Origin of the sequence: Paludibaculum fermentans (assembly GCF_015277775.1) — a bacterium.
Taxonomy (GTDB): domain Bacteria; phylum Acidobacteriota; class Terriglobia; order Bryobacterales; family Bryobacteraceae; genus Paludibaculum; species Paludibaculum fermentans.
In genome coordinates this window covers 6248659-6273796 of the sequence record NZ_CP063849.1, presented here as the reverse complement: position 1 = coordinate 6273796, position 25138 = coordinate 6248659, and the positions used below count along the sequence as shown (strand labels likewise).

Sequence of the window (25138 nt, the reverse complement as noted above, 5' to 3'; positions counted from 1 at the left end):
CGTGCGACGGCGCGATTTCCTGGGCGCCCTGGCCGCCATGGCCCCGCCCACTAACAATCCGGACCCCGGCTTCCGCCTGCGCGATGTAACCCGGGCCGCGGGCATCGACTTTGTCCACAACTCCGGCGCCTTCGGCAAAAAGTATCTACCGGAGACCATGGGCCCGGGCTGCGCCTTCCTCGACTACGACAACGACGGCTGGCAGGACATTCTGCTGGTCAATTCCATGGACTGGCCCGGCCACAAGCGCCGCCGGTCCACCCTCAAGCTCTATCGCAACAACCGCAACGGCACGTTCACCGACGTCACCCGTGCCGCCGGCCTCGACGTGGAACTCTACGGGTTGGGTGTCGCCGTCGGCGATTTCAACAACGACGGCTTCGCCGACCTCTACATCACCTGCGTCGGCCAGAGCCGCCTCTTCCAGAACACTGGCCGCGGCTCCTTTGTCGATGTCACCGCCCGGTCCGGACTCGGCGGTCATGATGGCTTCTCCACCTCGGCCATGTGGTTCGACTACGACCGCGACGGCCACCTCGACCTCTTCGTGACGAACTATGTGCGGTGGTCTGAGAGCAGCGACGTCTTCTGCTCGTTCGACGGCAAGCAGAAGTCCTACTGCACGCCCGAGGCCTACAGGGGCGCCACCTGCTGGCTCTTCCGCAATCGCGGCGACGGCACCTTTGAGGACGTCACCGCCAAAGCCGGCCTGCTCGATACCTCCTCCAAATCGCTGGGCGTCGCCGCGCTGTCTTATGACAACGACGGTTGGCCCGACCTCTTCGTCGCCAACGACACTCAGCCCAATAAACTCTATCGGAATCAGCGCAACGGCACCTTCAGTGAGGTCGGCGTCAAAGCCGGACTCGCATTCAGTGAAGACGGCCGCGCCCGTGCCGGTATGGGTGTGGATGTCGCCTACCTGGAAGATTCCGGCCTGGCTTCGATCGTCGTCACCAATTTCGACAATGAGATGCTGGGCCTCTACCGGGCCACCAAGTCCGGCGCCTTCGTCGACCAGGCCCCCAAAACCAACATGGGGCTGGCGACGCGCCGCTCCCTCGGCTTCGGCTGCTTCTTCTTCGACGCCAACCTCGACGGGCAACTCGACCTGCTGGTGGTGAACGGCCACATCGACGAGACTATCTCCAGAGCGCGCCACGACGTCACTTACGCCCAGTCGCCCCACCTCTTCCTGAATGAAGGCAACGGCAGCTTCCGTGATGTGGCCAGCCTGATCGGCCCCGAGTTCTCCATCCCCAAAGTCGCCCGCGGAGCCGCCTTCGGCGATATCCACAACGACGGCGCCCAGGACGTGCTCATCACCACCAACAACGGGCCCGCCTACCTCTACCGCAACGAACAGTCGACCGGCAATCGTTGGGTCCGCATCAAACTCACCGGAACCAAGTCGAACCGCGACGCCATAGGCGCCCTGGTGAAGTTCGAAGCGGGCGATCTGAGGGGCTCGCGTACCGTAAAGTCAGGATCCAGCTACCTATCCCAATCAGAGATGGTGCTAACTCTTGGACTAGGCCGCCGCGAGAAGGTGGATAGGCTTCAGGTCCTATGGCCAAATGGGTTAACGGAAGAGTACCATGCCCTCACGGCCGGTCGGCGCTACCTCATCACGGAAGCTAAGGGCATTTCCCAACAATAACTTACGCACGATCCAAAGAGCCGCGCGCCACATTGGTCACGCAGGTACTTACCGCCTTTCTCCAGTACCATAAGGTCTTTCTTTCACTGGGCCCCACCGTTACTCTGGTTCCAGTCGAGGGGGACAGAGTTCTCACGACAGAGTCAACGCCGCCGCCCTTCTGGGCACGCGGACGTAGGCCGGAAGAAACGAGAGTACGGAGTGAACTCAAAAGTACTACCGCGGAGGCCCCGCAGGCGCCAGAGGGACTGGGCCAGTGCCCGGCCACTGGTCATCCTGTTGGCCGTCGCCATAGTAGTTGTTGCCGGAAGCCTGACGCTGCAGCAGCGCCATGACCCGGACGCTGTTTCAGCTCTCAATCCCGGCGGTTTCTCGCTCTTGGAGCAGATGTGGACGCAGCGGCAGGAAATCCCTGATCGCCTGGTGTTCCCCTACTCCGTTGTGCCTGGCGGCGTGGAGACACCGGAGGAGGTTCTCTCCGCCGCCCAGCGCGACCCCCTCGTCGCGGCGCACTACCGCGGCTTCGATTTCGAACGGGCGTTGGTCACCACGTTGCACGAGCCGCGCCTCGCCTACGTCTCCTACCGCCTGAACGGCAAGATCTACTGGACCAGGAAGAAGCTCACCATCGCAGCCGGCGAACGCGTGATCACTGACGGCACCAACTATATCCGCAGCCGCTGCGGCAACCGCCTGATCGACGCCCCACAGACGCAATTCAGTCTCCTGGAGCCGCCGGAAGACGTCCTGAATACGCCCGAATTGCCGATCCTGGCCCTGACCATGCCCTATCCCGGACCGCCGCCGGAAATGGCCCCGCCCTCGGAGACGCCCGCCGGTGTCCCGCCCGGCGCTGTGCCACCCGACTTCTATCCGCCCGGTCCCTATCCGACCGGTCCCACCGGCGGAGGTTTCATCATCCCACCCGTGCCTTGCTGCGGCTGGTTTGTTCCGCCTCCGCCGGGCACGGTTCCGCCGCCCACCACACCGCCGGTGATTCCACCGCCACCTGTGACGCCGCCGCCCGTGACGCCTCCACCGGTCACGCCGCCGCCGGTGACCCCTCCGCCGACGACACCGCCGGTGAACCCTCCACCTGTCAATCCGCCCCCGGTGAATCCACCTCCAGTGAATCCGCCGCCGGTCAACCCGCCGCCAGTCAATCCGCCACCAGTGAATCCACCTCCGGTCAACCCGCCGCCGGTGAATCCACCACCAGTGAACCCACCTCCGGTGAATCCTCCGCCGGTGACGCCGCCACCTGTGAATCCGCCTCCGGTCAATCCGCCTCCGGTGACGCCGCCTCCGGTGACACCCCCGCCGCTCACACCGCCGGTAGGGCCGCCGCCTGTGACGCCTCCTCCAGTCGGGCCACCCCCGGTCGAGCCGCCACCGGTGAATCCGCCGCCCGTGGAACCACCGCCGGTGATTCCGCCGCCGAACCCGATTCCTGAGCCGTCCACATACGGCTTGGTCGCCGCAGGGCTCGCGGTCCTGGCATGGTCGGCTCGCCGCCGCGGGAAATAGAATCTCGATTTTCCGAACGCAGCCCGGTCCCCAGACCTAAAGCCGGGACCGGGCCTTTTTTCGACCCTGCAGAACTCGTTGAGTCCATGAGCTTTTGCCCGTAGAGAACTGGCCCGCCGCAGCCCGCAGGTAGGGCCGGAACTGCAGCATCCACCACTGCGCCACCCCCTGGGTTCGAATCGACTCCAGCGTGTCGCTGTAGTGCTCCAGGATATTCTCGGCCACCATTCCGCCAGTCGTCCGGGCAGCCACCAGGGAACTACGTCCCAGCCAGGCCATGTTCGAGGGCAATCGCGTGACCGCATCCAGAGCCAGCAGGGCCGAGAGCTCAAACACTCCTCGCCGCTCCCTTTGCGCCGTCGACCGCAGGTCGCGCCAATTGCGCTCCAGCAGGTCGATCCCTGGAAACCGCGTGGGCGCCAACCCGCGCGCACTCTGCTGCAGGGCTGCCCATTCCTTGCGCAGGCTCGCGGTATCCAGTGGCGGAGTGTTCAGCGTCTCCGCCGCGCGGCCGGCCGTATCCTCCAGCGCGTCCAGAACCTGGTCCATCGAGTGCGGATGGGTCTCCGGACGGATGAGTCCCTCCTGCTTCAGGCTCTCCGCAATTTCAGCAATCAGGCTTCGGCCCGCACCGCTCAGATCCGCCAGCGCCGCCAGCACCCAAACCGGTGAAGCGCGAAACGTGAGAATTCCGATCAGTTCGATCCCGTTGCCCGCCGTGCGCCTCATCAGGAAATCCTCGGCAAGCTTCCCTTCCACGGGAAACACACCTTCCACCTCGCCAACCTGTTCGATGAAAAACCGCAGCGTCGCTTCCACGAGAGACCGGTACAGCCGCGTGCGGCGCAGGGCAACGGGCAGCGCCGCCTCGCCGAGTTGATTCACTAACCCGCCGGCCAGCGCCGTGGCCGAACGGAGAATCCGTTCAGGCAGCGACAGTATGTAGTCCCGCACGGTGATATGTTAGCTGTTTCAGGAGTGGCCATGACCATCATCAACCGCCGTGAGTTTCTGGGTGCGGCTGCCGCTGCGTCCAACGCGTTGGCGCAGGAGAAGAAGCTGAAGCTCGGCCTGATCGGCTGCGGCTGGTTCGGTGGAGTCGATTCCACCGCGGCCATTGCGGCCGGCGGAGTCGAGTTCATCGGCCTCTGCGACGTCGATTCCGCCCACCTCGACGAAATGAGCGCCGCCATCGAGAAGCAGCAGGGCTCCAAGCCGAAAGGCTTCAAGCACTATAAGGACTTGCTCGCCATGGACGGCCTGGACGGACTGCTCATCGCCACGCCTCCGCACTGGCATGCCCTGCCGTTCATCGCCGCCTGCGAACGGAAGCTGCCCATATATTGCGAGAAGCCCCTGGCCTACGACATCCGGGAGGGCCGCGCGATGGTCAACGCCTGGAAAAAGGCCGGCAACATCGTCCAGATCGGTTTCCAGCGCCGCCAGAGCGAGGCCTATCAGTCAGTCAAGGACTACATCGCCTCCGGAGCGCCCGGCCCCATCATCCAGGTGGACGTCAATATCCACTACACCGCCCAGCCGCTCGACAACAAGCCGCAGGATCCGCCGGCCACTCTCGATTGGGACCTCTGGTGCGGGCCCGCGCCCAAGCTGCCGTACTCCCCCAACATCGGCCACAAGTCCTGGCGCCTGGAGGAGACTACGGGCAACGGCCACATGGTTGACTGGGGCATCCACCTGATCGACGCCACGCGCAAAATGCTGGCGGAGTCCATGCCCAAGCGCATCACCGCGGTGGGCGGGCTCTACGAGTACAAGGGCCGCATCACCACGCCGGATACACTCACGGCCCACTTCGAGTTCGACAAATGCCCGGTGGTGTGGCGCCACCGCCTGTGGGGCGCGGTGGAACGCGATCCTGAATTCTACAACGGCGTGACCTTCTACGGCGAGAAAGAGACCATCTTCGTCACTGACGGCCGTTGGATCGTGATGCCCAAGGGCAGGAACGCCGAGCGGCGCGTGACCGAGGTCAAGTCCGCCAATGAACTCAGCCAGCGGCACGTCTCCGAATGGGTCAAGGCCGTACGCGCCGGCACGCAGCCCTCCGTCTCACCTGAGGAAGCCTTCCGCTCCACCGCCACGGTGCAGTTGGGCATGATTTCGTACAAGACGGGCCGCACCTTGCAGTGGGATATGGCGTCCGGGAAACTGCTGAACGATCCAGCGGCCAACAAGCTGCTGGCGCGCGCCTACCGGGCTCCGTACAAACACCCGGGCGTCTAACGCGTGAGGCGAAGCACGAAGTCTTCCATCACGATGCGGTCGTCGACACGCGAACTCTTCATGTCGCGATCGGCGCGGAAGACCAGTTGGATCGCCTCTTCCAGCTTCTCTTTCGTGAACTTGGAACTGGCCGTGTGGATCTGATCCGCGCGCGACCGCCACATCGGAGTGCCCTGCCGCTGGAAGAAACTCTGGACTTCGCTGGAGGAACGCAGCCCCTGTTCGCGCGCAGCCAGCGCCAGGCGGAAGATGCCGCCCAGGAACGTCAAGGCCAGCGGCAGATACTCGCCTTCGCGCACCAGCGTGTCCAGCAGTTGCATCGCCTCCACACGGCTGCGGCGCGCTAACGCATTGACCAGGTTGAACACCGTGGTCTCCTGTGCATTGGGCACCATGTTGGCGATATCGGCTGCCGTCACCTTGCCGCCGTTCACCTCGGCGAACAGGGCCAACTTCTCCACTTCGTTCGCGAGGCGCGACGCGTCAGCCGCCGTGGCTTCCACCAGCAGGTCGATCTCGTTCGAACCCAATCGCAGCCCGCGTTCCGCCGCATGCGACTGCACGAAGGCGCGCGCGTCCTGCGGCGTGAACTTGGCGAACTCCACCACGGCGCGAATTGCTCCGTAGTACTTCGCCAGACGGTCCATCTTCGTCTTGTCCTCGCCGTCGAAGTCCCACTTGCGGGCGTCGAAAACCACCACGACCCCGGGCGTCGGATCCTTGCAATAGGCCGCGAGCGCTTCGGGCCCGACGGCCGACTTGCCGGAGCCTTCCTCTTCTTCGCTGGCCGCGGCCCGCCCGCGCGGCAGTGCCGATTCCGCCGACGCCACCCAGATCACCCGGTTACGCGCAAACAGCGACATCGAGCGGGCATCGTCCAGGACTTCATTGATCGACAACTCGTCCAGATCGTGACGGGCATAACCCTCTTCGCGATCCTCTTCGCTAAGCACCTTTTCGAGCAGCGCCTTGCGGCACGGCGCCCGCCGGTAGCCTTCCGGACCCACGAACAGATAGACGGGCTCCGGCTCCTGCTTCGACAATGTGCGTAGGAACTGGTCCGGCGTCATACCTGGCTAGAAAGCCTCCAGCACACTACTCACCACCTGCCGCGCCACTTCCTGGCTCAGGCGCTGCAACGCCACCGCGCTCTCGTCGAAGTACTGCAACTGGTCGGTCGCCACTTCATACCGCTGGCGGACCTCCATGTTGTCGCGCTTGTAAATCACCTTGCCGGTCTTGCGTTCAGTGAGCGAAATATTCATGATCACCGACACCTGAATGCCGGCCGCGCGTCCGGTCTTCTGGTCGAAAATGGTCGGGGCCGTGTAGAAGTTCACGACCGCGCCGGTCAACACGGCATCGGCCTGATCCACAGTGGGAATCACGCGATAGCGCGTGCGGGAAAGGAACTCCCGGCCGATCGCACCCGGCAACTGCTCAGTGAGTTTGTAGCGCGTAGTGGTATTGCCGAACGCCGGAATCGCAATGGACTGCAGCGTGGCCGGCAGCAGATCGCTGTGGCCGCCCACGTGATACCCGCAGCCTCCCAGGCCCAACACGGCAGCCAACACCAGCAGCGCAGGCCTCATCGAGCCTCCTTGCGGGACAATAGACCCGCCGTGAGCAAAGCCGTCTCAGCGCGCGTCCGCATGTTGTCCAGCGCCAGCCAGAGCCAGATTCCACGGGCATTGCCGCGATCTTCCACGATGTCGCTCACAGTGATGCCGCTCTGCCCGGCTACGCCCATGTTGGAGCCCGGCTCCAGATCGGCGCCGCGAACATCCAAACCAGCATCCTTCAACCAGCCGCTAATCTCGTCTACACTCGGTCGCGATTCGAACTCCAGCCAGATGTTCAGGCAGTAGCCGTGAAAGACCGGCGCCTGCACCACCCGCATCGAAGGCAGCGGTACGGCCAGCGGGCCCAACAGGGAAGCCAGGTGACGCTCAATGCGGTGCTCCGCCACTTCCAGGCTCACTTGCGCCTCAGCGCCCAACCGGGGCAGAAGATTGAAGCTCACCTGGGCATCGAAAAGCTTGCGCGGCATCTGCTGGAAGTTGAATAGCGTCAGGGTCTGCTGGTGCAGTTCATCGACGCCTTCCTTGCCACGCTCGCTGGCGGGTTCAAGGATGGTCACCACGGAGCTCCGCAGTGGGCGCTGCGTATGCAGCAGCGACATCAGCCGGGCCAGGGCAATGGCGGCCGGATGCGCCAACCCGTGGATCGAATACTCCTGCGCCACAACCGGTTCTTTTTCCAGAATAGGAGCCCGCAGGACGGACTCGGGCAGGTCTTCGAAATCGCACACGGCGTCGACAATCGCGGGCCGTTGCGGCAGCGCGTGGGCGAGAGCCAGGGCCCTTTTGTGCGCTTCCATCGTGCCGGCCAGCAGCACGACGTCCGCATCTTCGATCGTATTCTTGTCCAATGGCTGCATCACGAGGAGATCTTCCTCGCCCGGCGCCAGCACAATGTCATCGGGGTGGGCGCTGGCCAGGCTCAAAGTCACCGGGAGCTTGCCTTCCTCGACGAGTTCACGAATCTCCTTGCCGAGCAGCGTCTCGCCGCCCAGCAGAAGCCACTTGGGCTTGGTCATGGATGTCACCTAACTGGCCTGATGTTCGGGTTGCGCGGGCGGAGGCGAGGGTTTGAACCAGCGCCGGATCAGACCGCCCAGCCGCACCAGAATGCCGCTGGTCACGTAAACTGTGGCCAATACCAGCAGCGCGGGTTTCGAGAAGTTCCAGAACAGATAGATCACCATGCAGAGCACGATGACGCTCTTGGGACTGCGCGGGCTCACCAAGCTGAAGTCCTTGAAGCTGCGATAGCGCCAGGTACTCACCATGAGGAACGCGAGCAGGGCCATCAACGCGGCCCAGGCGGTAATGATGGGCCAGCCGCGCAGAGGAACCGAATCGACAGCATAGATCACCGCGGCCACCATTCCGGCTGCGGCCGGGATGGGGAGGCCGACGAAATACTTACGGTCCGGACGGCCGGGATTGCGCGGAACCGGATTCACCGTGATGTTGAAGCGCGCCAGCCGCATCGAGCCGCAGCACACGAACATGAACAGAATGAAGTAGCCGGCCTGCATCACATACTTGCGGATCTCCGGCGGGGTATACGGATCGAGAAACTGGAACCCCCACACAAACGCAAGGACAGCCGGGGCAATGCCGAAGCTGATGACGTCGGCCAGCGAATCCAACTCGCGGCCAAAATCGCTGGTGGTGTTCGTCAGCCGCGCGATGCGGCCGTCCAACCCATCAAAAAACACCGAAAGTCCAATCACCATGGCGGCCGTCTCCCATGCGCGATTCGGGCCATAGTTGCCCGCCGCGGCCCAGAGTGCGCCTTCCACAGCCTTCAGAATCGCCAGGTAACCCATAAAGAGGTTCCCTGCCGTAAACAGAGTTGGCAGCGCGTAAGCCGCGCGCCGCGGCCGGCGGTCCGGAGAATTGGGATCGATCAGTCTTTCTCGAAGAGACAAGCGCGGAGTCATGGTTTGTTCCTACCGGCACCGATGTGAGCCAGCACGCTGGAGCCGGCGGCGACGCGCTGGCCTTCACGCACATCGATCTCCCATTCGGGTCCAAATGTCACATCGACGCGCGAGCCGAACTTGATGAGACCCACGCGCTCACCGGCGGTCACAAAATCGCCGGGCTTCTTCGTGCACACAATGCGGCGGGCAATCAGCCCCGCAATCTGCGAAAACGTCACCAGAGTGCGCTGCCCGCCCACGCTGCCGTCGATCGTGATGGTGTTCATCTCGTTATCAACGGAAGCTTCTTCTTTGCTCGCCACCAGGAACTTGCCCGCCTTGTAGTGAACGTCAATCACTTTGCCGGCGATCGGCGCCCGGTTCACGTGAACGTCGAACACATTCAGGAAGATGCTCACGCGCGTCGAGTCGGGCCCGCGCCGGATCAGCACCACCTTGCCGTCGCCCGGCGAGACGGCCACCGGACCCGGCGGCACCTGCCGTTCAGGATCACGGAAGAACCATAGGCAGAACACGGCCAGAATATAGAACGGGATGCCCGCCCAACCCTTCGTGAAGTAGCCGAGCAGGGCTCCGGCCCCCGTCAGAAATAATGCGTAATAGATTCCGGTGACTACCATGCGTGAACCGTGATCTTCTTATTGTCCCAAATGCCGGACGAGAAGGGCGAGCAGTGCTGTTCGATCGGCAATCCGGTCCACCAGGATGCTCTCGTTCGCCGCATGCGCTCCTTCCCCAACCCCGCCGATGCCATCGAGGGTAGGGACGCCCAACCCGGCCGTAAAGTTGCCGTCAGATCCGCCGCCCGTGGCTGACTCTTCCAGCTTCAGGCCTAAATACTTGCCGGCCAGCTCGGAGGCTGCCTTGTACAGCGCCGCCACGCCCTTCGTCCGCTCCATGGGCGGACGGTTCAACCCGCCGGTGACCTCCAGGCTGCAGCGCTTGTCGACCGGTTTCAAGCCACGGAACTTGCGGTCCAGCCCGGCATAATCCGCCATCTTCGCGATGCGTATGTCCACCTCGACCCGCGCCTCCGCGGCAATGACGTTCGTCCGCGTGCCACCGGCGATCACGCCCGGGTTCACCGTCAGCCCTTTGGCCAGGTTCGTGAATCCGGCTATCTTTTCGATCTGCCGGGCCAGTTCCACAATCGCGCTGGCGCCCGCGGCGAAATCGACTCCGGCATGCGACGCCATGCCGCGGACTGCAACCGTATAGTCGCCGACGCCCTTGCGCGCCGTCTTGAGTTTACCGGCCAGTCCAGTGCCCGGCTCCGCCACCAATACAGCGGAGCTCTCTTTCGCCAGGTTCTCGGTCAGGGGGCGGGAGACTTCACTGCCCACCTCCTCATCGGAGACGATCCACAGCGCGACTTGGCGGGAAACCGGCAGGTCCAGGGCCTGCAACAGCTTCATGGCCGAAAGAAAGAAGGCCAGTCCGGATTTCATATCCAAGACCCCGGGCCCCCACAAACGGCCGTCGGCTTCCCGCCACGGCATCGACTTTAAGCTGCCCAGCGGCCACACCGTATCGCTGTGACCGACCCCCAGGATACGCCCCGGCTTCTTCTTCCTCGGCCCCGGCAAATCAAATGTCAACAATAGGTTACGGCCGAACCGGCCGCCGGGAAAGGTCTTGACGCGGGCCAGTCCCTCGACTCGCGCCGCCACTAGGTCCACAAATCGGTTGACGGCGGCGGCATCGTCGCTGGGCGACTCACACTCCACCAAGTCTTTGAGAAAATTGACGATTGCGGGCTGTTGCGCCAGTGCGTGAGGAAGGATTGAGTCCATCGTTTGTTAGAATAACTGTTTCCGATGGCAGTCCTAGAAAACATCGACATCCGCGACGTCCTGCCCCACCGCTACCCCATGTTGCTGGTGGACCGGATCGTCGAATTTGGTGAAGACTATATCGTCGGCATCAAAAACGTCACCGCCAACGAGCCGTTCTTCCTCGGTCATTTTCCGGACTTTCCGGTCATGCCCGGCGTGCTCATCATCGAAGCCATGGCCCAGGTAGGCGGCACGCTGGTCCTCAAGGATCTGCCCGACCGCAAGTCCAAGCTCGTCCTCTTCGCGTCCATTGAAGAGGCCAAGTTCCGCAAACCCGTGCTGCCCGGCGACACGCTGCGCCTGGAGTTGAAGACTCTGAAGCGCAAGTCCACTGTCGTCAAGATGCAGGGCACCGCGACCGTTGACGGCCAGGTGGTCGCCGAGGCGATCGTCATGTGTAAGGTAATCGACCGGCCCGGCAGCGCCGCAGCACCACAGGCGTAATTCCATGGCGATTCACCCGACCGCGATCATCGATCCCGCGGCTCGGATCCACCCGGACGCCGACATCGGCCCGTTCTGCGTGATCGGCGCCGAAGTCGAAATCGGAGCCCGCACCCGGCTCATGGCCAACCTCTATATAGAGGGACCAACCTGGATCGGGGAAGATAACATCTTCTATCCGTACGGCAGCGTCGGGGTCGCGTCCCAGGATCTGAAGTACCACGGCGAACGGACCGAGACCCGCATCGGCTCGCGCAACAAGATCCGCGAGTTCGTCACCATCCACCGCGGTACGGAAGGTGGCGGTTCACTGACCACCATCGGCGACGACAACCTGCTGATGGCCTACACGCACATCGCCCACGATGCCCAGATCGGCAGCCATATCATACTGGGCAATGCGGTTACGCTCGCCGGGCATGTGAGCATCGGCGACTGGGCCATCGTCGAGGCGTTCTCCGGTGTCCACCAGTTCTGCCGCATCGGTCGGCACTCGTTCACCGGCGGCTATAGCGTGGTCACCCAGGACGTCCTGCCCTATTCGCAGACGGTGACTCCGCGGCAGTCGAAAGTCTACGGCGAGAACAAGATCGGGCTGCAGCGGCGCGGCTTCCCGGCGGATTCCATCGCCGGGCTGCACAAGGCCTTCCGGTTGCTCGTCAGCGATAAGTTGAACACTTCGCAGGCGTTGGAACAGATCCAGGCGGAAGTCGCGCCCTGTGCCGAGGTGGACGAGTTGACTGAGTTCATCCGGACCGCCAAGCGTGGTTTCATCAAGTGAGATACGGTCTCATCGCCGGCTCCAGCCGCTTTCCCATCCTCGCCCTGCAAACGGCCCGCCAACTGGGACACGAGGTGGTGGTGATTGCCCTGAAGGACAACGCCCCTCCGGAAGTGGAAGCCCTGGCCGACCGCTGCTACTGGATCACCATCGCCGAACTCGGTAAGTTGATCGACATCCTCCAGAAGGAGAAGATCACTCAGGTCATTATGGCCGGGCAGGTGCGGCACACCTCTCTTTTCAGCACCTTGCGGCCCGACTGGCGGCTGGCCAAACTCCTGTTCTCCCTGCCTTCCCGGAATACCGATGCCCTGATCGGCGGCGTCCAGAAGGAGCTGGAGAAAGAGGGGATCACTCTGGCGGATTCCACCCTGCTGCTGAAACCGCTGCTGGCCGCCGAAGGCCAGATCTCCAGGCGGAAACTGACCGAAGACGAACGGAAAGACATCCACTACGGCCGTCGTGTCGCGGGCGCTGTCTCCGGCTTCGACATCGGCCAGAGCGTCGCCATCTCGGAACGCGCCTGCGTTGCCGTGGAGGCCATGGAAGGCACGGATGCCATGCTGCGCCGGGCGGCGTCGCTGGTGAATGGCCGCCCGCTGCGGCTGGTCAAGGCGTCCAACCGCCGCAAACATCTCCTGTTCGACGTGCCCGTGGCCGGGCCGGGCACCATTCTCACCATGGCCGAGACCGGAACCACCGCTCTCGCCGTGGACGCCGGCCGAACCCTGCTGCTGGACAAGGACGAGATGCTCGCCCTGGCCGCCCAGCACGACATCTCGATCGTCGGCTACCCGCCGGAGGAATCATGAGCGAACCAGCAGTCCTTGTCGCCGTCGCCGGCGCAGGAGCGTTTGGAAAGAATCACTTGCGTGTCATTCGCGAGTCCCACGTGGAGCTGGCCGGAGTCTACGACCTCGATCCGGAGCGCGCCCAGGCCGCGGCCAGGGAGTTCGGCTGCCGCGCCTACGACTCCCTACAGGATCTGGCGGGTCATGCCCAGGCCGCCATTGTCGCCGTTCCCACCTCAGCCCACTGCAAGGTCGCCTGCCAGTTGCTCGACTCCGGACTCGACGTCCTGGTCGAGAAGCCCATCGCCTCTTCCCTGGAAGAGGCCCATCAGATGATCGTGACCGCCAGGCAGCGCGGACGTATCCTGCAAGTGGGTCACCTGGAACGGTTTAATCCTGCGGTCGCGGCCGCCAGGGCCCTGGTGACCGTGCCCCTGTTCTTCGAGATCCACCGCCTCAGCGTGTTTTCCCCGCGCAGCCTCGATGTCGACGTCGTTCTGGACTTGATGATCCACGATCTGGATATCCTGCTGGCCATGACCGGCACCATGCCCAGCGAAATCCGTGCCGCCGGCATCCCCGTCCTCTCCGGCAAGGCGGATATCGCCAACGTGCGCCTGGAGTTCCCCAGCGGCTGCATCGCCAACCTCACGGCCTCACGGGTCTCCACTGAGCGGGTCCGCAAGATGCGGTTCTTCCAGCCCAGGCAGTATGTGTCCGTAGACTATGCGAAACAGGAGTGTTTCGCCATAGGTGTCGACGACAACCGGCAGGTGAAGCTGATGCCGCAGTTGGTCACCAAGCAGGAGCCGCTCAAGCGTCAGTTTGCTTCCTTCCTCGACTGCATCGTGACCCGGGCCAAGCCGGACGTGGATGGCGAAGCCGCGACCCTGGCCCTGGAACTGGCTCGAATGATTGAGGCAAAGATCGAAGAACACGGCGTTGTAGTAGCCCGATCGCTCGCTTCCACGTCTATCTCATAAGAGCCCGTTCTTTCCCGATTCCATGCTCGAGTCATTCCAACGGTACTGGCACGGCGACCAGGAGCAGCTAGAACTGCTTCTGGACTACGGTGACCAGGAGCAAACCCGGCGCCGCCGCCTGGCCGCGTGCGGGGCCGTGCTCTACCAGTTGGCGGTGATCCTCTTTGCTTTGAACGCACCGGGCGGTGCGATGCGGTTCCATAGCGGTGCGGAAGTCCACGTCGACGTCCGGCGCTCCACCCCGTTGATCGCGCCCAGGAACCTGCCCGAGTTCAAGGTCACTCAAAAGGAAGAGCAGCACAAGAAGCCGGCCACCGAAGTGGACATGGCCGCGCTGATGCCAAAGAAAGCGATCATCCAGCCGCAGAGCACTCCGCCGGGAAAGCCGTTCACCCCTCCGCCGGGGCCGGCCGCCGCTCCCGTGCCGCGCCCGCAGGCGGTCGAGGCTCCAAAGATTGAAGTCGCGGAACAACAGGCTCCGCCAAACGTCCCGGCCGGCCTCACGCCGAAGCTGCCCACCACTCCGCCCCCGGCAGCCGAGCCTCCAAAGACCAATCCGTTCGAAAGAGTAGGCGGACCCCAACCGGGCACCAGCGCCACACAGGGAGTGGGCCGAGTCGCCATCGCGCCGCCCAAGACCGGAGTGGAAGAGGCGATCCGGGCAGTCGCCCAGGGCGGCGGTGGACACGGTGTCATGGTAGGGGATATCGGGGGCGGCGGCCTGGGGAGCCTGAGCGAGGGCCGTATCCAGAATCCAACGCCCGGCCGCCACGGCAGTAGCCTGGAGTTACTTAGCGATCCCAAGGGCGTCGACTTCAGGCCTTACCTGATTCAGGTGCTGGCCGCGGTGAAGAGGAACTGGCAGGCGGTGCTCCCGGAGAGTGCACGGCTCGGGCGGCAGGGCCGGACGGCCATACAGTTCTCAATCAATAGGGTTGGTGGTGTACCGAAACTAGTCATTGCGTTCCCTTCTGGTACGGAAGCGCTAGATCGGGCGGCGGTTGCTGGCATCAGCGCCTCAAACCCCTTCCCGCCCCTGCCGGCGGAGTTCACGGGCACCGAGATCCGGCTCCAACTCGTTTTTACGTACAACATGCCCAGATGAGAGCATTAGGTGCTACCGGGTGTGACAGATTGAGACGATCTGACGTCAGTGACACTTAATGAGACAATTAAGGTGATTTAAGAATGATACCCATCCGCAAACGCTTTAAGTGGGCCCTAGCCGCCTATGGCACTATTGGGGTAGCCGCATGGTTCACGCTCGATGGGCAGCTCCGGCTGATCATATTGATTCTATTGGGTGTGTTCGCGATCAGAAGCTGGGTGGTCGTCCGCCGCGACGAGCTCGGCTAAGGCATCTCCTCATTTCCGCCCGATCCCTCCCTAGTTCCATATAAGTACATTCTGGGTGTCACCCTGAGGGGTGTCGTCTAGTGGGAAATCCTCAGAAACACGGTACGATCGGCCACAGGTCGAGGTAGTAGCGAATATTCCTCGGTCTGTAGACGGGATATTTGTTCCGGAATGGAACTGGCTGTTTCATGTTGAGGGCATCAACGGTCGTGTTGGCATCCAGGCAGGCCAGAGCGAAATCGGGTGCGTCTCATTCCAGCGCAGGGCGTCCAACGGCGCTCTTCGAGGGTGAGGCGGCGGAATTTCGCGAGAGCCTAAGGAATCTTGGGTTTGCAGCCGATAATCAGGGGAACTGCAGTGAATCCCTGAGTAGCAGCCAGAGTGGTCGCCCGATTGCATATGTAAGTATGTCGGGCGATGACATCCGAAACCGGACGTGCCCGAAGGTCCAGAAAAAACACGAAAAGGCTTCCAAAAGAGAGGCTCAAGTGGGACCGATTTTTGGCGAGAAGGTGAAGGAGAAGGTCATGGCTGCAAGAGCGACTGCTGTGGTTTTGGCGAAAGATTCCGGCCCCGAACCCGTGAGGAGAAGATCCGCGAGACCTGTCCTGATCAGGGAATCGCGGCAAGAGCGGCGGGATCGTGTAGTAATGGAACATCTTCCTCTAGTGAAGGCGATTGCGGTTCGCGTTCACGAGAGCCTGCCCGTCCATGTGGAACTCGACGACCTGGTGCATGCCGGGATTCTCGGGCTGTTCGATGCAGCCACCAAATACAACCCCGAGAAGAAGGTCGTGTTCTCCAGCTACGCCAAGCACCGGATCAAGGGTGCAATCCTGGATAGCCTTCGCCAGTTAGACTGGGCCTCCCGCGACCTCCGCCGCCGCCACAAGCAAGTGGAACAGATCACTCGCGACCTCTGCGCCACCCTGCAGCGCCAACCCACGGAAGATGAACTCGCCGCCAAGATGGGCGTCGAAGTCTCCCGCTGGCGGCAGATGGCTCTCGACCTTCGCAACGTCGGCCTCGTTTCCGCCTCCACCCGCGCTCCTGAGAATGAAGACCTGCCCGCCCCCGAATTCCCCAGCAAGCCCGAAACTCAACCTGACTCCATGTGCGCACGTGAGCAGATGAAGGAAAAGCTGGAAATCGCCATGGCCGTCCTGCCGGAGCGGTACAAGAAGGTCGTCGTCCTCTATTACACCAACGAGATGACGATGAAGGAGATCGGCGGCGTCCTCGGCATCAACGAGAGCCGCGTTTCCCAGATCCACAAGTCCGCCCTCGAGAAAATGGCCGTCGTGCTGCAAAGCAGCGGCATCAACTCCAGCCACGCCTTCTAAGATACTGACGAGTACAATAAAGACCGCGGCCGGTTTCCCGTGCCGCGGTCTTTTTGTTTCTGTTGGATAGCCGGCTAACGGATTTGCAGGCTGAACGGCATCACGCGGAGTACGCCACCCTGCAGCCAGGGTGCAACCCCAACAGGCAACTGGCGTAACAGCATGGAAGCCTCGCCTTCGCCGCCGCCCCACCCATGCCCGGAAGCGTCTCGTTTGGTGAAGAGCTCATCCCACCAGGTACGGCGGGCCGGGAAGGGCACCAGCCGGATTCCATCCGTCTCCGCCAAGTCAGCCTTCTTTTTCAGTAGTGCGATTGCTTTATCGAGACCGCCAAGTTCGTCGACCAACCCCTTCTGCTGGGCGTGCACGCCCAGCCAGACTCGCCCCTGGGCCACCGGGTCAATCTCGGACGGTTTCTTATGGCGCCCCTCACCGACTTTCTTGAGGAATCCGTCATAGATAAACTGCAGCGACTCGCGCAGCTTCGCGCGGCCTTCCGGAGTCAGCGACTGGAAATCGGAATCGATATCGGCAAAGCGCCCCCGCTTCAGGATCTCCTTCGACACCCCGATCTTCGTGTAGAGCCCTTTCAGATTGACCTTACCGTAGATCACCCCAATCGAACCGGTCAGTGTACCCGGATAGGCCACCACCGGATCGCCGCTCATGGCGATGTAGTAACCGCCGGAGGCCGCCAAGTCGGACATCGAGATGACCATCGGCTTCTTCCTGGAAAGCTTCTTCACTTCATCCAGGATCTCGTCGGACGCAATCGCGTCCCCGCCTGGCGAATCGATGCGCAGGATCACGCCGCGAATCGTCGGATCGTTCCCGATCTGGCGGAGCTGCCGGCCCATCGTTTGGGGATTGATGCCGCGCTCGTCGCCCAGCAGGCTGGCGATGGGTCCGCGCACGATATCGCCCTGCGCCACCAGGTAAGCGATGTTCTTCGTCTTCCGGCCGCCCAGCTCAGGCATGGTTTTCAGATAGTCCCGGGCGGCGATCGATTGGCTTTCACTCAAATGGGCGGCCGAAGCCAATTGCTGCTGGACGGTCGACTCGTAGTTCAGCTCGTCCACCAGCCCGCGGCTCTTGGCATTCGGCGCCAGGAACGGGCCGTCATCCAACAGGGCGCGCACCTGCTCCGGAGTCATGTGGCGCGACTGTCCAATGGTGGAGCACAGCCGGAAGAAGAGCTCATCCAGAACCGCGTTGAGCGATTCCTTCGTCTCCGGGCTCATCGAGGTGCGGGAGTAGCTGTCGCCGGCGTCCTTGTATTTGCCGATGTGCTCAACCTCGACCTCGACGCCCAGCTTATCGAGCGTGCCTTTGTAGTAGGCAGCCTCGATACGCAGGCCCTTCAGGTCGACTAAGTCCTCTGGCGAGAGGAAGATCCGGTCCGCCGCCGTAGCCGCATAGTATTCCTTGGTGCCAGGGGACGCGAGCCAGGCGTAGACCGGTTTCCCCGCCTTCCGCACCAGCTCGAGCCCCTGCCGGATCTCTTCGATCTTGCCCCAGCCGACGGTGAGACCGCGCGGCTTGAACAGAACACCCTTGATCTTGGGATCGCGCGCGGCGCGGCGCAGGACGCTCCACACTTCGGCCACCGTCATGGGAGATTTGTCTTCCAACGCCGGAATGGGCGCACCCACCTCCGGCGCCTCAGGCAGATCACCCTCCAAGCGGAGAGAGAGCCAGGCCTCTTTCGGCGGTTCCGGAGGCCTGCGAGCGAACTTCACCGCCGCGAACGTCAGGACGATGCCCGTGACCACGGCGATCACGAGCCCGGCGAGAATCCCAAGAAGGAATTTCTTCATGCGCTTTCCAGAATCATGTCCACGCGCTTACTGACATCCTTCAGGTAATCGGCGTCACCGCCCGAAAGCTCGACGGTCGCATCACCCTTGTAGCCGATCTCTTCCAGAGCCTTGTAGATCTCTTTCCAGTTGATCTCACCGTCGCGCAGATTGACAAACTCGGCCTGCCGCTTTGCGAACTTGAAATCCTTCAGGTGGAGCTTGGCGATACGCGGGCCCAGCGTGCGGATCCAATCCTGCGGGTAGCCGTAGAGGACGACATTACCCACATCGAAGTAGGCTTTCACCCAGGGACTCTTGAACTGGTCGACGTAGTTGGCAAACTCGATCGGGCTGAGCAGGAATTTGTTCCAGACCTCTTCAATCGCGATGATCACCTTGCTCTTGGCGGCGAGCGGGATCATCTTCTTGATCTCCGCGGTGGAGCGATCCCAGGCCTGTTTGTAGCTGACTTCGGGATTGACCACGGCCGGCACCAGCAAGACCGTCTGGGCGCCCCACAGTTTGGCGTTGGCGATGCTGGTCTCCATGCCTTTTACGCTCTTGGCGACCACGGTCGGATCCGGGCTGGACAGCGGATACTGCCAGTGATCCCTATTCATGACGGAGTGGATCGGCAGCTTGACCTTGTCGCTGGCCGCCTTGATCTCCTCCGCCGTGGCCTGGTTGTCCTCGGTGCCGCACTCCATCGCTTCAAATCCGCAATCCTTGGCGAGGGCGAATTTATCTGCGATGGTCAGCGACTTGGGCAGCATCCCAAGCAGGACAGCCTTACGGATGGGCAGGCGTTTGGAGCCTGATTGCGCTTGGAGGGAGGGTGCCGCGACGGCCGCGGCGGTCATGGAAATGAGTTCTCTTCTGTTCATAAAAAAAGCCCGCGCTTCGCGGTACCGGCTCGAAGTCGATTGTACATCTCCTCGATGCCCGGAATCCGCAAAGGCGCGGGTGACGGCGCAGGTGCGCCGCTGTGCCTGCTGAACACCGCAGGGGTTACCCCGCGGTATTCCCTCCTCCCCTCAGGCCAGATTGGGGATTTTGATGATCTTCTTCTGAATGGCGTATTGGACCAGTTGGGCCTTGTTGTGGATGTCCAGCTTCCGCATCAGGTTGAACTTGTGGGCTTCCACAGTCTTGACGCTGAGGTTGAGATCGCACGCGATCTCCTTCACAGAGTTGCCTTCCGCCAGCAACTTCAGCACTTCGCGTTCACGCGTGGTGAGCGTGGCGAACCGCGGCAGGCGGTTGGCCGACTTGATGCGGGACCGGAAGTCGTCGACGAGCTGGGACAGCATCCTCGGGCTGAGGTAGCTGCCGCCGCGGCAAACGTCGCGAATGGCGGACGTAAGCTGGTTGGCCGGGCTGTCCTTCAGGACATAACCGTTTGCCCCAACTTCCATGCCTTCGACAAGGTAGTCCTCGTCGTCATACATGGTGAGGATTAAGACCTTGGTTTCCGGCCGGTTCTTCTTCATCTGGCGAGTCGCTTCGAAACTGCTCAAGCCAGGCATGCCGATATCCATCAGGACGAGGTCCGGGCGCAACTCCGCCGCTTTGTCCACAGCGTCGCTGCCATTGGCGGCTTCCCCGATGACTTCCATGTCAGGTTCGTTCGAGATGAGCTGCCGGATGCCCTGACGGAAGAGGGTATGATCGTCGGCCAACAAGATGCGGATCTTCGCCATAAGTCAACTCCAAGAGCCTTTTAAGTTCGGTCCGGCCTCACCGCATTTCGCGGGGGCCATGGCCGGCTAACCAACTTGCACTGTTCGTTTCGACCGCTCCGCCCCATCATTTCGTGGTGGCAGGGGAAGGACCACGCGGATCATCGTCCCGCTCCGGTCGATGCCGATCCTTCCGCTATGTGCTTTTTCCCGTCGCTGGTTGAGGTCCGACCAACCGGCCGATTCTGCGGTTTTCGCCTTGCGGAGGCTGCGCACTTCCAGGGCGCCTCCCAGCAGAGCAACTCGCTCTCTAAGGCCCGATAAACCGAAGCAATCCCGGCGGGAGAAAGCCTCTTCCACGTCGAAGCCGATACCATCGTCCTCGACTTGCATTCTCAGACATCCATCGGCGGAATCCACGGAAAGGTTTACGCGAGTGGCCAGAGAATACTTAGCGATGTTGTTGAAAATCTCCTGGACCAGCCGGTAGAGGATGATGGACATCTTCTTAGGGAGGTCCAGTCTCCGAGGTAATTGCAACCTTACCTCCGCCGAGTGAAGATTGCGGAAGCGCCCGATCAACTGACGCAGCGCCGGGGCCAATCCCATCTGGTCGAGAATCGCCGGACTCAGGGCGGCAATCAGACGGCGGATCTCAATGATCGTGTGCTCCGTCATCTCGCGCACTTCGCCCATGCGCTTCCGCCAGGGTTCGAACTCCGGCGGCAGTTCCTGCTCGATCATTTCCAACTGGAGCCGCACGCAAAGCAGGGATTGGCCGGCCTCGTCATGCAGCTCGCGGCTGATGCGCCGCCGTTCCGACTCTTCCACTTCCACCATGTGCTCAGCCAATCGCCGGACCTGCTCCTCGCGCCGCGCGAGATCTTCCAGCAGGCGCGCCTTCTCGGCTGCCAGCCAGCAGCGTTCCGCCGCCGCCGAGAGGAGTTCCACCTCCCGCGGCATCCATTCGTAGGATTTCCGGAAAGCGAACTGCAGCACACCACGCAGTTTCCCATCCGCTCGCAAAGGCACCGACCAGCAGGTGTGAAACGACCGGTGCCACTTCTTGTCCAGCACCATCGGCTTCGTGTCGGTCCCAATCTCGATGCAGCGCGGCCGCGCCAAGTCCCGCCTGACCTTAGGAGTGGTGCACAGAGAGACGATCTGCGGCTCGCCCGGCAGGGTCCCTCGGGAGATCCAGCTCTCCTGGCCGTCCTCCAGCAGGTAGAGGCGTCCTTCGTCGGCGCCCGTATAGGTCAAGAGGGCCGCCAGGAACCGCGGCAGCATCTCGTCCAGGGTGCGTGATTCCACTTCAACCCGAAAGAGTTCGTAGAACGCCTGGCTCTCGCCCTCGCGCACCTGGTAGAAGGCGCTGTTGAGGCTGAGGATCACCAGGAAGTGGAGTTGATTGCGGACCCAACCCAGGTTGGCGGCCTGATCGGCACACCGTTTCTGGAGTTCGGCGCTGAGCAGTTTGTCATACTCACCCAGGGCCGAAACAACCGACGAGGGCGTAAGGCCCAATTTGGCCAGTCTTCGCCCTCGGTATTGAACCTTTTCCAGGAAGCGGCTCAGCGGCTCACCCGCTGCCAGGCATTGCGCCGCCGCACCCGGCGTGATCGAAGCCAGCGACTCCCTCTGACTGGGGTCCAGCTTCTGTTTCTTCAATTGGACCAGGAACTTACGCTCGAGCCCGGCGAGATGCGGCGCCAGCAGCTCCGCCATCCATTGCAGGTGAGCCTGCAACTGATGACTGAGCCCCGCCGCGGCTTCGGCCAGAACTTCGGGATGCTCCACTGCCTTCACAAGAGTCCTATCGGTCCTATGGATTACTTACTTTAGGAATCAGGGAAATGCTTAGGGCTGGCGGACAAAAATGCGGTGGGGGGACCCGGACTCCTCCGAGCGTATGAAACACTCCCAACGGGCCGCAGCCGCCACCGCCCTTCCAATGTAAGGTCTATCCTGGGGCACTTCAATCGCATCAATACCGGTACTGCCAGTGCCGGGTGCCCGCCAAGGAATTTCTGCAGGATCCGCGCAAGACCGGAATATTCGCACCGTCCGGCCCGTCTATAATGTTAGTGACCGCAAACCGGCTGACGCGAGAACTATCGGGCGCCAAGCCGTACACCAACAAAGTCACCTCGGGCATTAAAGAAGAGAACAAATTGGCGACGGTTAGCGTCTTTATTCGACAGGAGCTGTGAACTCGTGAAGAGCAAGTGGAAATGGATCATAGGAGTGGGTGCCGTTCTCGTGGTCGGCGGCGGCACGATTGCCAGCGTCAAGATGAGTCAGCGCGGTATCGTTTCCGTGCAAACCGGCAAGGCGGCAAAACAGGACCTGACGAGTCTGGTGACTGCGTCGGGCGAAATCAAGCCCAAGAACTACGTCAATATTGGCGCAAACGTAATGGGCCGGATTGTCGACATTAACGTGAAGGAAGGCGACCGGGTTCACCGCGACCAGGTGTTGGCACGCCTGGAAGCCGTGCAGGCTCAAGCGGATGTCCAGGCCCAGCAGGCTGGATTGAACTCCGCGCTCGCTGATTCTTCCGCCTCGGAAGCTGGCCTGAAGGCCATGGACGAGAACCTGCGGACCTCACAAGCCGGCATCGACCGTTCCAAGTCCGAACTGGAACGTGCGCGCCTGGACTACGAGCGCGCCCGCCAACTCTTCAACGAGAAGCTGGTGGCCAAGCAGGAGTTCGACTCCAAGAAGGCCGCCTACGACTCGGCCGCCGCGACCTTGCGGGAATCCGAGGCCAAGCTCAGCCAGATGAAGGCGCAACGCGAGCAGACCGCCGCCCAATTGTCCGGCAGCCAGCGCCGTGTCACCCAGTCGCGCGCCACCCTCAGCCGCTTCTCCGACGTCCTGCAGAAGCACAATGCCGTGACGCCCATCGACGGAATCGTCACCAACCTGCCTGTCCGGGTTGGCGAAACCGTGGTGCCCGGCGTCCAGAATTCGGCTGCTTCGCTCATCATGACCATCGCCGACATGAGTCTCATCACGGCCGAGGTCAAGGTGGACGAGACCGACATCGTGAACGTGAAGCTGGAACAACTGGCCGATGTGACAATCGACGCCATCCCGAACCAGACGTTCAAGGGCCACGTGATCGAGATCGGCAACACCGCGATTCTGCGCTCCACCGGCCTCGCCGCCAGCCAGAGCGCCGTCTCCAGCCAGGAGGCGAAGGACTTCAAGGTGGTGATCGCCCTCGACAATCCGCCCACGGAAATCCGTCCCGGCTTGTCCTGTACGGCCAAGGTAATCACCGCTACCAGACAGAAAGCATTGGCTATTCCGATCCAGGCGCTCACCGTGCGCCAGCGTGGCGATCTCGAACCCGAAGCGAAACCGGGTAACGTTCAGGCCGCAACCAACGCCGATCCTGATAAGCAGAAAAAGATGAAGGAAGAGCTGCAGGGGGTGTTCGTCGTCAAAAACGGCGCCGCCGAGTTCCGCGAGGTGAAGACCGGCATCACCGGCGCAACCGACATCGAGGTGCTCAGCGGACTGAAAGATGGCGAAGAGATCATCACCGGCAGCTACAAGATCATCCGGACCCTGCGCAACCAGGCGAAGGTGAAGGTCGACAACAAAGCTCCAGTTAAGGCCGATACCTAAAGCAGGCCGGAGCGCCGAACGGAACAAAGAAGGAACGAGATCCCAATGGCTAGTGCGATCATCAAGGAAAAGAATGCCCGCGGCGCGGAGCTGAAGCAGAACAACATCGTTATCCGGACGTATGACCTCTGGAAAACCTATGTCATGGGCGACCAGGAGATCCACGCTGTTTCGGGTTGCGATGTCGAGATCAAGCGCGGCGAGTACGTCGCCATCATGGGACCTTCCGGCTCCGGCAAGTCCACACTGATGAATCTAATCGGCTGCCTCGACACACCCAGCAAGGGCGACTATTACATCAACGGCAACCTGGTGAGCGATATGTCGGACGACGAACTCGCCCGCATCCGCAACAAGGAAATCGGCTTCGTCTTCCAGACGTTCAACCTGCTGCCGCGCGCCACCGCGCTGCACAACGTCGAACTGCCGCTCATCTACTCCGGCATCCCGGCCGAAGAGCGGCTGGAGCGCGCCAAGCACGCCCTGCGCATCACTGACCTGGAACGGCGCATGTACCACAAGCCGAACGAGCTCTCCGGCGGTCAGCGCCAGCGCGTCGCCATCGCCCGCGCACTGGTTAACGACCCCTCGATCCTGCTTGCCGACGAACCTACGGGCAACCTGGACTCCGCCACCAGCGTGGAAATCATGGCGCTGTTCGAGCGGCTCCACTCCCAGGGCAACACCATTGTCCTGGTCACCCACGAGCGCGACATCGCCGAGTACGCCCACCGCATCATCACCATCCGTGACGGCAAGGTGTCTCGCGATGAGATCAACCCGCATCCGGCGGCCACTCTCAACCGCTAGTCCGACTCAGGGCCGGCCTCAACCACCGGCCCTACTTCCTCAGCAACGGCTCGAGATACTTCATCACCGTCCCCGCCACCTTCTCAGTTCCCTTCGCCGTGGGGTGCATCCCGTCTCTCTGCATCAGTTCCGGCCTGGTCGCCACACCATCCAGAAAGAAGGGGATCGTCGTCAGCTTCCTGGTCCTGGTGAGCTCTTGGAACACTTTCTCAAAGTTCCGGATGTAATCCTGCCCGTAGTTGCGGGGCAGCGTCATGCCGCACAGAACGACCTTCGCTCCGGCCTTCTGGAACGAATCCACCATCTCGGTCAGGTTCGCTCCGGTCGACTCCACCGGAAGCCCGCGCAGCCCGTCGTTGGCGCCCAGTTCCAGAATCACCACGGCCGGCTTCAGCCGCAGAGCCTCAGCGACCCGCGTGACCCCGCCATCCGTCGTATCGCCGCTGATGCCCTGGTTCACCACCCGGTAGCGGTACCCTTTGGCGTCGAGCTGCTTCTGCAGGAAATCGGCGTAGCTGAGCCCAGGCTCCAGGCCATATCCGGCAGTGAGACTATCGCCGAAGGCCACGATCACAGGCCGTGTGTCGGTCTCGACGGGCTGCGCCGCGGGCTGGGCCGCAGCGGCTGGCGCGGGACCGGCCGCGGGCTCCGGTTTGGCCTCCGGCTTCGAACAGGCAGCCACACACAACACCACTGCTACCCAGTAGATTCTCCAATGGAAGCGCATCCCAGA

Annotated in this window: 23 protein-coding genes; 11 read left to right on the top strand and 12 right to left on the bottom strand. The window is 62.3% G+C overall.

What is annotated here, in order from left to right; all coding sequences use genetic code 11:
- Nucleotide 1: 1 nt before the first annotated feature.
- The gene (locus tag IRI77_RS24695; RefSeq protein ID WP_228486303.1) at nt 2–1660 is read left to right on the top strand and encodes a CRTAC1 family protein; all 1659 of its coding nucleotides are present in this window, start codon (nt 2–4) and stop codon (nt 1658–1660) included.
- 387 nt (nt 1661–2047) lie between these two features.
- Nucleotides 2048–3187, top strand: a complete 1140-nt coding sequence (locus IRI77_RS24690; protein ID WP_194447664.1) for a PEP-CTERM sorting domain-containing protein — start codon at nt 2048–2050, stop codon at nt 3185–3187.
- Between the two features lie 36 nt (nt 3188–3223).
- Here IRI77_RS24690 and IRI77_RS24685 read toward each other — a convergent pair whose 3' ends face one another.
- The gene (locus tag IRI77_RS24685) at nt 3224–4141 is read right to left on the bottom strand and encodes a hypothetical protein (protein WP_194447663.1); all 918 of its coding nucleotides are present in this window, start codon (nt 4139–4141) and stop codon (nt 3224–3226) included.
- Between the two features lie 30 nt (nt 4142–4171).
- Between IRI77_RS24685 and IRI77_RS24680 the strand changes: the two genes are divergently transcribed.
- On the top strand, nt 4172–5434 hold the full coding sequence (locus IRI77_RS24680; protein WP_194447662.1) for a Gfo/Idh/MocA family protein: 1263 nt from the start codon (nt 4172–4174) through the stop codon (nt 5432–5434).
- Here IRI77_RS24680 and holA read toward each other — a convergent pair.
- From holA to IRI77_RS24650, 6 genes are read right to left on the bottom strand one after another with little or no spacing between them, the layout of a single operon-like run.
- Nucleotides 5431–6504 (bottom strand): DNA polymerase III subunit delta, encoded by a 1074-nt coding sequence (gene holA, locus IRI77_RS24675; RefSeq protein ID WP_194447661.1) that lies wholly within the window; start codon nt 6502–6504, stop codon nt 5431–5433. The two genes, IRI77_RS24680 and holA, sit on opposite strands and share 4 nt — an antisense overlap.
- Nucleotides 6505–6510: 6 nt before the next feature.
- Nucleotides 6511–7026, bottom strand: a complete 516-nt coding sequence (gene lptE, locus IRI77_RS24670) for an LPS assembly lipoprotein LptE (RefSeq protein ID WP_194447660.1) — start codon at nt 7024–7026, stop codon at nt 6511–6513.
- Complete coding sequence (locus IRI77_RS24665) at nt 7023–8033, bottom strand: Asd/ArgC dimerization domain-containing protein (protein ID WP_194447659.1); 1011 nt, start codon at nt 8031–8033, stop codon at nt 7023–7025. Before IRI77_RS24665 ends, lptE begins: the two co-directional genes overlap by 4 nt.
- A gap of 9 nt (nt 8034–8042) precedes the next feature.
- Nucleotides 8043–8945, bottom strand: a complete 903-nt coding sequence (gene pssA, locus IRI77_RS24660; RefSeq protein ID WP_194447658.1) for a CDP-diacylglycerol--serine O-phosphatidyltransferase — start codon at nt 8943–8945, stop codon at nt 8043–8045.
- Complete coding sequence (locus tag IRI77_RS24655) at nt 8942–9568, bottom strand: phosphatidylserine decarboxylase (RefSeq protein ID WP_194447657.1); 627 nt, start codon at nt 9566–9568, stop codon at nt 8942–8944. Before IRI77_RS24655 ends, pssA begins: the two co-directional genes overlap by 4 nt.
- 18 nt (nt 9569–9586) lie before the next feature.
- Nucleotides 9587–10741, bottom strand: coding sequence for a M20 family metallopeptidase (locus IRI77_RS24650; RefSeq protein ID WP_194447656.1), 1155 nt, complete (start codon nt 10739–10741; stop codon nt 9587–9589).
- A 24-nt stretch (nt 10742–10765) separates the two neighbouring features.
- Between IRI77_RS24650 and fabZ the strand changes: the two genes are divergently transcribed.
- From fabZ to IRI77_RS24620, 6 genes are all read left to right on the top strand, one after another.
- Nucleotides 10766–11227, top strand: coding sequence for a 3-hydroxyacyl-ACP dehydratase FabZ (gene fabZ / locus IRI77_RS24645; RefSeq protein WP_194447655.1), 462 nt, complete (start codon nt 10766–10768; stop codon nt 11225–11227).
- 4 nt (nt 11228–11231) lie between these two features.
- Nucleotides 11232–12008 (top strand): acyl-ACP--UDP-N-acetylglucosamine O-acyltransferase, encoded by a 777-nt coding sequence (gene lpxA / locus IRI77_RS24640; RefSeq protein WP_194447654.1) that lies wholly within the window; start codon nt 11232–11234, stop codon nt 12006–12008.
- The gene (locus tag IRI77_RS24635) at nt 12005–12820 is read left to right on the top strand and encodes an LpxI family protein (RefSeq protein WP_194447653.1); all 816 of its coding nucleotides are present in this window, start codon (nt 12005–12007) and stop codon (nt 12818–12820) included. Before lpxA ends, IRI77_RS24635 begins: the two co-directional genes overlap by 4 nt.
- Nucleotides 12817–13782 carry a Gfo/Idh/MocA family protein gene (locus IRI77_RS24630; protein WP_194447652.1) on the top strand — a complete coding sequence of 322 codons (966 nt, stop codon included), beginning with the start codon at nt 12817–12819 and terminating at the stop codon, nt 13780–13782. Before IRI77_RS24635 ends, IRI77_RS24630 begins: the two co-directional genes overlap by 4 nt.
- A gap of 22 nt (nt 13783–13804) precedes the next feature.
- Nucleotides 13805–14887: an energy transducer TonB family protein gene (locus IRI77_RS24625; RefSeq protein WP_194447651.1), complete on the top strand. Its 1083-nt coding sequence runs from the start codon at nt 13805–13807 to the stop codon at nt 14885–14887.
- Nucleotides 14888–15719: 832 nt separating this feature from the next.
- On the top strand, nt 15720–16481 hold the full coding sequence (locus tag IRI77_RS24620; RefSeq protein WP_267239330.1) for a sigma-70 family RNA polymerase sigma factor: 762 nt from the start codon (nt 15720–15722) through the stop codon (nt 16479–16481).
- 74 nt (nt 16482–16555) lie between these two features.
- On the opposite strand, the gene sppA is transcribed toward IRI77_RS24620, so the two are convergent.
- From sppA to IRI77_RS24600, 4 genes are all read right to left on the bottom strand, one after another.
- Nucleotides 16556–18298 (bottom strand): signal peptide peptidase SppA, encoded by a 1743-nt coding sequence (sppA, locus tag IRI77_RS24615; RefSeq protein WP_194447649.1) that lies wholly within the window; start codon nt 18296–18298, stop codon nt 16556–16558.
- Entirely contained in the window at nt 18295–19164 is an 870-nt protein-coding gene (locus IRI77_RS24610; RefSeq protein WP_228486302.1) for a sugar phosphate isomerase/epimerase family protein, read from the bottom strand. Before IRI77_RS24610 ends, sppA begins: the two co-directional genes overlap by 4 nt.
- Before the next feature lie 150 nt (nt 19165–19314).
- Nucleotides 19315–19980, bottom strand: coding sequence for a response regulator (locus IRI77_RS24605; RefSeq protein ID WP_194447648.1), 666 nt, complete (start codon nt 19978–19980; stop codon nt 19315–19317).
- Nucleotides 19981–20046: 66 nt separating this feature from the next.
- Nucleotides 20047–21765, bottom strand: coding sequence for a GAF domain-containing sensor histidine kinase (locus tag IRI77_RS24600; RefSeq protein ID WP_194447647.1), 1719 nt, complete (start codon nt 21763–21765; stop codon nt 20047–20049).
- A gap of 438 nt (nt 21766–22203) precedes the next feature.
- On the opposite strand from IRI77_RS24600, the gene IRI77_RS24595 reads away from it, so the two are divergent.
- Together IRI77_RS24595 and IRI77_RS24590 are read left to right on the top strand one after the other, a co-directional pair.
- Nucleotides 22204–23595 (top strand): efflux RND transporter periplasmic adaptor subunit, encoded by a 1392-nt coding sequence (locus IRI77_RS24595; protein WP_228486301.1) that lies wholly within the window; start codon nt 22204–22206, stop codon nt 23593–23595.
- 45 nt (nt 23596–23640) lie between these two features.
- Nucleotides 23641–24405: an ABC transporter ATP-binding protein gene (locus IRI77_RS24590; RefSeq protein WP_194447645.1), complete on the top strand. Its 765-nt coding sequence runs from the start codon at nt 23641–23643 to the stop codon at nt 24403–24405.
- Nucleotides 24406–24436: 31 nt separating this feature from the next.
- Here the strand turns inward: IRI77_RS24590 and IRI77_RS24585 are convergent, their stop codons facing one another.
- Entirely contained in the window at nt 24437–25132 is a 696-nt protein-coding gene (locus IRI77_RS24585; protein ID WP_194447644.1) for an arylesterase, read from the bottom strand.
- Nucleotides 25133–25138 lie beyond the last annotated feature (6 nt).